Origin of the sequence: Corynebacterium sp. HMSC05D08 (genome assembly GCF_001807215.1) — a bacterium.
GTDB classification, from domain to species: Bacteria; Actinomycetota; Actinomycetes; order Mycobacteriales; family Mycobacteriaceae; genus Corynebacterium; species Corynebacterium striatum.
In genome coordinates this window covers 1-7,404 of sequence record NZ_KV788298.1, presented here as the reverse complement: position 1 = coordinate 7,404, position 7,404 = coordinate 1, and the positions used below count along the sequence as shown (strand labels likewise).

General features: G+C 56.6%; 4 protein-coding genes. 3 read left to right on the top strand and 1 reads right to left on the bottom strand.

All coding sequences use genetic code 11. The annotated features are described in order from the left end of the window. The first annotated feature begins 339 nt into the window (after positions 1-339). From HMPREF3148_RS02115 to HMPREF3148_RS02105, 3 genes are all read left to right on the top strand, one after another. Positions 340-2,274 carry a type I restriction-modification system subunit M gene (locus HMPREF3148_RS02115; protein ID WP_049192572.1) on the top strand — a complete coding sequence of 645 codons (1,935 nt, stop codon included), beginning with the start codon at positions 340-342 and terminating at the stop codon, positions 2,272-2,274. 203 nt (positions 2,275-2,477) lie between these two features. Further along, complete coding sequence (locus HMPREF3148_RS02110) at positions 2,478-3,530, top strand: restriction endonuclease subunit S (RefSeq protein WP_161799106.1); 1,053 nt, start codon at positions 2,478-2,480, stop codon at positions 3,528-3,530. Further along, on the top strand, positions 3,523-6,606 hold the full coding sequence (locus HMPREF3148_RS02105; protein ID WP_049192570.1) for a type I restriction endonuclease subunit R: 3,084 nt from the start codon (positions 3,523-3,525) through the stop codon (positions 6,604-6,606). Before HMPREF3148_RS02110 ends, HMPREF3148_RS02105 begins: the two co-directional genes overlap by 8 nt. 322 nt (positions 6,607-6,928) lie before the next feature. Here HMPREF3148_RS02105 and HMPREF3148_RS02100 read toward each other — a convergent pair whose 3' ends face one another. After that, on the bottom strand, positions 6,929-7,108 hold the full coding sequence (locus HMPREF3148_RS02100; RefSeq protein ID WP_049062684.1) for an Rv0909 family putative TA system antitoxin: 180 nt from the start codon (positions 7,106-7,108) through the stop codon (positions 6,929-6,931). Positions 7,109-7,404: the final 296 nt, after the last annotated feature.

Genomic DNA, 7,404 nt, shown 5'->3' with positions numbered 1-7,404 from the left:
AGCTGAGGTAGGAACTAAACCCAGGACGCTTCAGCGGAGACGAGATTAGGGACGTGCTGATCTAAAGCACCGGCCCGCTGTTTCAGGTGGTCAGGAACTAAAATTTTAGGTTCCTGACCACCGATTTTCGTATAAGGAAAGCCATGCTTACAGATAAGCAGCTGCGTTCCGCACAGCCTAAGTCTCCTGCCCCAGCGCCACAGCTGGGGTCTTTTTCTGCCTCCCCTATCGAAGGGACGTGCTAGGAAAAGCAGGGCACTCACGACCTGAATGTCCCCTATCCCGGCTAGTGTTATGAGTCGAAACTATCTAAAGCGACCTAAAAGAAGGACACCCGCTGTGAGTACCACTGACCTCAATCAGTCTGTTGTGTGGGCCACCGCCGATAAGTACCTGCGCTCCATCGTCGAGCCAGAAGACTATGGCGACTACATCCTGCCGTTGACTGTGCTGCGCCGCCTGGAATGTATTTTGGCTCCCACCAAAGACAAGGTTTTAGACCTGGCGCACCAACTACATGACGACGGCATGAGTGAGGCCTATATGGATTGGGAGGTGCAGTCACAATTTGGGCTGTCCTTCTACAACACCTCGCAGCTGGACTTAACCCGTATCGCGGAGACCGATGATCATGTCTATGACTCGCTCATGGACTACGTTGGTGCGTTTTCGCAGTCGGTGCGCGATATTTGGGATGCGTTCGACTTCGCGGTGAAGATGCGCACCCTTGACCAGGCTGGTCGTCTGTGGCCCATGGTGAAGCACTTCTCCACCATCGACATGTCCGTTGAAGCGCTGCCCAACGCACAGATGGGTGACCTATTTGAGCATGTGATGTACCGGGCGTTTAACACCAAGGGCAAGGCTGCGGGTGCCTTCTACACCCCGCGCGATGCGATCCGACTCATGGTGGACATCCTCTTTGCCTCCGACGACCTGGGCTTAACCTCCCCCGGTGCCTCACGCACCGTCTACGACCCCACCGCGGGTACCGGCGGCATGCTGCTCGTGGCCGAGCGCGCGTTGAAGGAACTCAACCCCAACATTGAGGTCAACCTCGCAGGCCAGGAACTCATGCCCACCGGCTACGCCATTGGCAAGGCCGACTTGCTCATTCAGGGTGGTGAGCCGGACGCGATCCGCCACGGTGACACACTGCTGACAGACCTGTATGAAGGTGAACAGTTCGAGTACATTCTGTCCAACCCGCCGTTTGGTTCTGATTGGTCGGTACAGCAGTCGGCGGTCAAGGAACAGGCCAAGGTGCCGGGGTCTCGCTTTAGCCACGGCCTACCCAACAAGAGCGATGGCCAGATGCTGTTTCTTGCCCACGTAGCCTCCAAGCTCATGCCCGCGGGCGAAAACGGTTCCGGGGGACGTGGTGCGGTGGTGTCCAACGGATCGCCGCTGTTTACGGGTGGCCCTGGTTCCGGCCCCGACCAGATCCGCGCCTGGCTGCTAGAAAATGACCTGGTGGACGCGATTATTCAGCTGCCCACCAACATGTTCTATGGCACAGGTATTTCCACCTACATCTGGATTCTGGACACCAATAAGGAAGACCACCGCAAGGGCTTTGTGCAGCTCATTGATGCCTCCGCGTGCTGGTCTGTGCCAGACAAAGGCTTGGGCGACAAACGCCGCGAGATGCGCGAAGCCGACCGAGACACCGTGCTCAAGGCCTACAACGAGTTTGCCGATAGCGACATGTCCAAGGTGCTTACCCCAGAAGACTTGGGCTTCCGCGATGTGAAGGTCACCAAGCAAGCACGCCTAGGAGTCCACGTCACCGACGACGCAATTGCTGAGGTACTAGCGCACAAGCAGGCTGTTAACGAACACGCCGGCGTGGTACGCGCGGTGGCTAACGCTTCCTACAACGACCTGCCGGACGCGCTCAAGGCCGCGGCCAAGGAACACGGTGTGAAGATGCCCGCCACGCTTATCGACGCTATCTCCAAGGCCATCGCCGTCCCTGACAACGAAGCCGAGCCAGCAGTTGACCGCAAGGGTGACCCGGTTCTTGATCCGTCGTTTACCATGACCGAGCGCGTGCCGCTTACCGAAGACATCGACGAGCACATGCAGCGTGAAGTACTCCCCTTCGCGCCTGATGTCACCTGGGACGCAGCTAAAGCCGTCACCGGCTACGAGATCCCGTTTAAGCGCGTGTTCTACAAACCTGAGCCGGTTCGTCCCTTAACCGAGATCGATGCCGACGTAGCCGAGGTCATGGGCCGACTCATGGATAAGTTCGGGCAGGTGAGGAAGTAATGGGAAGGAGAATCGAACTAGCACCGTTGTGGTCGCTTTGTTCGTTTGACGATGATTTACTGCCTGAGAGCACGTCGTCCGAGTTTTCGTTTAACTACGTTGATATATCTAATGTCAAGACAGGGCGTGTAGAGATTCCCCAGCAGACCTTTACAATCGCAAATGCACCGTCAAGAGCACGTCGATTAGCTCGACCGGGGGACGTGGTTGTTTCAACTGTTAGGACTTATCTCAGGGCGATCGCCCCTGTCCCGGTAAGTACTGAGAACTTAGTATTTTCCACAGGGTTCTGCGTTGTTCGGCCTCATGCAGGCATCTCTGACGGACGCTACATCAAGTACTTGCTTACTGCCGATCAGGTTGTTGACGAAATAGTCGCAGACTCAACGGGAACAAGCTACCCAGCTACATCCCCTACTAAGATAGCGAGACTGCGCGTTCCCGCTCCACCTCTTCCCACCCAGCGCGCCATCGCTGACTACCTCGACCGCGAGACCGCCGAGATCGACGGCATGCGCGCCGATTTGGACGAGATGGAACGGCTTTTGAACGAAAGACATTCAGCATTAATACAGCGTCTCATTGATCAACGAATCGATGCCGACGCCGCGCCAATGTCGATCGCAGTTGCGGGTCACTTGGGCGGGAGCGGCTTGGTAGGGGGTCAATCGATGGCGGGGGACGACGAAACCGGAATCCTGAAGACTTCTGCTATTTCATCTGGAAGGTTCTTACCGTCGCAAAATCGACTTATTGAGGCTGGGCAAGTAGAAAACGTTCCTACCGAGCACTTCGTGAAATCCGGCGATCTCTTGTTTAACCGCCTAAACAGCCCTGAATACGTAGGTGCCATGTCTTACGTTGGCGAAACCAGAGCGAACCTAATCTTTAGTGACAAAATTTGGAGGCTGTTCCCAGGACCACATACTGACCCCAAGTATCTAGCTCTTTGGGCTAAGACTCCTGCTTATCGAAAGCAAGTAGAGTTTTCGATCGTCGGAACCAGTCATTCTATGCAAAGCCTGGGGTACGGCACGTTCCAGCAGTTCCGAGTATTCCTCCCACCCCTCGCTGAACAGCGCCGCATCGCCGACGAGATCGACCGTGAGACCGCCGAGATTGACTCAATGTTGTCAGACATTACAAAGTTGCGGGACTTGCTGGCGGAGCGTCGTGCGGCGGTGATTTCGGCAGCGGTGACCGGCCAGATTGATATTCCTGTCGCCCCTACTTACAAGGACGAATCTCATGCCTAAACGTGACATTATGCGCGAAGAGCGCCTAGAAGAAACTATCTGCGAGTCGCTTAAATCTAGCGGCTGGATTTATGAGCCAGGGATGAAGGACACCGGCTGGGACGCACGCCTTGGTTTGTTCCCGGCGGACGTGTTGCACTGGCTTTCCACCCAGTACCCGGAGGACTACGCCAAGGCCGTGCCGCAGGATGCTCCCGAGGCGACACGGGAGAATGCGCAGCGTTTGCTGCTGGAGTACGTCGCCAAGCGGCTCGAATCCGCAACGCGCAAGGACGCACAAACCGGTCGCATCCGCGGTGGCCTGCTGGGTACCCTGCGCGAGGGCTTCAAGTACGCGCAGCCTAACACGCGCTCAGCCACCTTTGGCCCCATGGTGGCATTCCCACCAGCCAATCCATTGAGTGTGACTGCATCCAAGCGTGCGGAGGAAAATCGCCTGCGCATTATCCGCCAGGTGCACTTTGATACCACCAGCGGCGAGACGCTGGATCTCGTGGCTACGGTCAACGGCATTCCGGTAGCGACCTTTGAGTTAAAGACGGACAACACGCAGTCAGTGGCTCATGCGGTAAAGCAGTATCGCAAGGATCGTGTGCCGTCGAAGAACCGCCGCGTACTCCTGCCGGGGCGCGCATTAGTTCACTTCGCGGTGTCGAATGACGAGGTGTACATGACCACAGCACTTAAAGGAACCGAGACGAGGTTCCTGCCGTTTAATCAGGGACATGACGGTGCTGGGGGCAACCCGCCAGTAGCGGGCAAGTCTGCAACCGCCTACCTGTGGGAGAGGGTGCTCCGTCCTCGGCTCCTGCTGCGCATCTTAAGTGATTTCGCAGTGTGGGAGCCGGATTCTAAGTCAAAGCGCGGCGCGAAAGGTACCTTGATTTTCCCGCGCTTCCACCAGCTGCGTGCGGTGGAAAAAGTCACCACCGATGTCGCTGAGCGTGGCGCTGGCGGGCGCTACCTTATTGAGCACTCCGCTGGTTCCGGCAAGACCAAGACGATTGCGTGGTTGGCCCATCGTTTGATTAGGCAGGTGGCCCAGGACGGCACCAAGACTTTTGATTCTGTCATTGTGGTCACCGACCGTACCGCTCTGGATACCAATATCCGCCAGGACATGCAGGCACTAGCTGCATCGCGCGGTTTGGTGGTGTCAGTTGGTGAAAGCTCTGGTGCGAAGTCGCCACAGTTGCAGCAGGCTCTGGTTGAGGGCGGGCACATCATCACCTGTACGTTGCAGACGTTCCCCTATGTGCTCTCGCTGCTGGATAATGATCCGGATATTCAGGGCCGCAACTGGTGCGTGATTGCTGATGAGGCGCACTCTTCACAGACTGGTTCGTCCGCCTCGGCGCTGCGTGAGCTGCTTGCTGAGGTGGAGCTAGACGAGTCGGAAGACTACACCGCCGATGACCTGCTAGAGCTGCGACAGGAGGCTGTAGCCACCGCGTCCAACATGACGTTTGTAGCTCTCACAGCCACGCCAAAGGGCAAGACCCTGCGCCTGTTCGGTTCGCAGACCCCAGACGGGCACTACATTGCTTTTGATACGTACCCGATGGGTCAGGCTATTGCCGAGGGCTTCATCATGGACGTGCTTACCAACTACTCCACCTACACCATGTGGGCGGAAGTCCGCGATGAGTTGGGACGAACCGAAGAGGTAGATCAGTCCGCAGCAGTGACGGACATGGTGCGTTTTGTCCGCCTGCACCCGACCTCCATCGCACAAAAAGTTGAGGTCGTTGTAGAGCACTACCGCCGCAACGTTGCCCACCACTTAGACGGCCAGGCACGCGCCATGGTGGTGACCTCCTCACGCAAGGCAGCAGTGCACTGGGCGCGTGAGATGAACCGCTACATCACAGAAAAAGGCTACGAGTTTCACTCGCTCGTGGCGTTCTCCGACAAGGTGCGCATGGAGGACGAACCAGACCCTGTTACCGAAGTCAGCATTAACGGCGAATCCGACGTGGAGCGCGCCTTCAAAGACGACGATCTGGACTACCGCGTACTCATTGTGGCCAACAAGTTCCAAACCGGATTCAACGAGCCACGACTGTGCGCGATGTACGTGGATAAGCACCTCTCCGGGGTCGCCACCGTGCAAACACTCTCCCGGCTTAACCGCATCCACCCGAACAAGCCAGCCCCCATGGTGGTGGATTTTATCAACGATCCCGAACTCATTGAGGCTGATTTCAAGCGCTACTACCAGGGCGCGGTCATTGACACCGACATTGACCCTAACTCCCTGCATACGCTGGCAGACGAGTTGGACACCGCTGGCTACTATGACCCGGACGAGATGAATAAGGTTGCCGAAGCCTACATGGCAGGCGAGGATTCAGAAAAGCTACGCGGTGTGGCCAATACGATTCTTGATCGCTGGCGCACAGACCGAAACTCCGCCGATAAGGACACCCGCGAGCGCGCTAAGGATTTCAGGGCACATGTGCTTAAATACCGCCACGCCTACGAATTCCTCTCCCAGATCATTGCCTACGCAGATGCCGACGTGTCACGCCGTGCGATGCTGTGTAGCGTGCTGGAGCCGAACCTGCACATCACCGAGCTAGACGACGGTGAAGACTTCCTGACAGGTGTCACCCTGGCCGGTGTCGCCATTGCCCTCAGCGGCGTAGAGGAAGACTACAGCGTATCCGACGGTGAATTAGAACCGTTGAATGTTCCTGAGTTTACGGTTCGTCTTGGTGAGCCGAAAACCCCACTACGCGCGGCTTTTGACGAAGCCGTTGAAAAAGTCAACGACATCTTCTCCATGGCAGGTGTCGATGTCAACAGTGATGAAACCGCGCAGATGATTGTCGCTGCCTGGGGCACGCTGTCTGCCCAGCCCGAGGCTGTGCGCTTAGGTAAAGAGAACAGCAGCGAGCAGCTTAAACGCTCGCGCAAGTTCCAACAGGAAGCCACCAAGGCCATCTTCGACGGCATCGAACAACGCAAACAGCGCGACGCACTGCTGACCACCGACCGCGACGTGCTGAAAAATGTTGTTGCCACCCTGGCTGAGATCATGGCCGCGGCGAATGAGACTGGCGAATTGGGCTAGGTAAAGGGGACGAACCGCTTGTTGTGACCCCATCACCTGCTACCACCGCCTCCGGCCCACCTGCCGCGTGAGGGAACCGGCCACGGAAGTGCACGGAAACTGCTGCTGTGGTGCGGGCTGGTGCAGGTGGGCGGGTGGTTTCACAAAAGACTGGGCTCCAAGCAGATTCTGCTTGGAGCCTATTCGTTTTGCTACTTAGCCCTTAACCCCTATCTTCTTCAAAAAGGCCCACATAAACAATCACGACCCCCGTTTGGCTTAATGCCACGGGGGCCGTCGTTGTCCACAGCCAGTGTGACGGCTGAAGATGTCTAGTTAAAACTTAAGCGCCAGCGTTACCAATCTGGTCATCCAGCTTGTCGCGCCCGTGCTTGATCTGATTAGCCTTGTCCTCGCCCAGCTTGTCCTGCGCTACCTCTGCGCCCTTGTCGAGCACCGAATCGGAGATCTGCTCTCCCTTTTCCGAGTTGAGTGCGTCCTTAGCCTTATCAAAAATACCCATAAGATGCCTCAGCCTTTCCAACGAAAGTTTCTTGCTCTAACGTTCAACATGTTCGCGGTGCAACCAAGACTGGCTGAACGAACACGTGCCCCACCGTACATACGAATACGCCTTCCTGCCATAAGAAAATTCTTAAGTGAGTTCGCTCCCGCAAATCTTCTTAGTTAAACCCTTGATCAAAGATTCCTGGTGCTACCGTAAGAGGTCAAGAATTTAATGCCGGTACTTGTTTTGGGCAATCCTCGGAACTAGAACCTAAGCGGGTGTCGATTTGGGGTAGTTGGTACCGCGAGTCC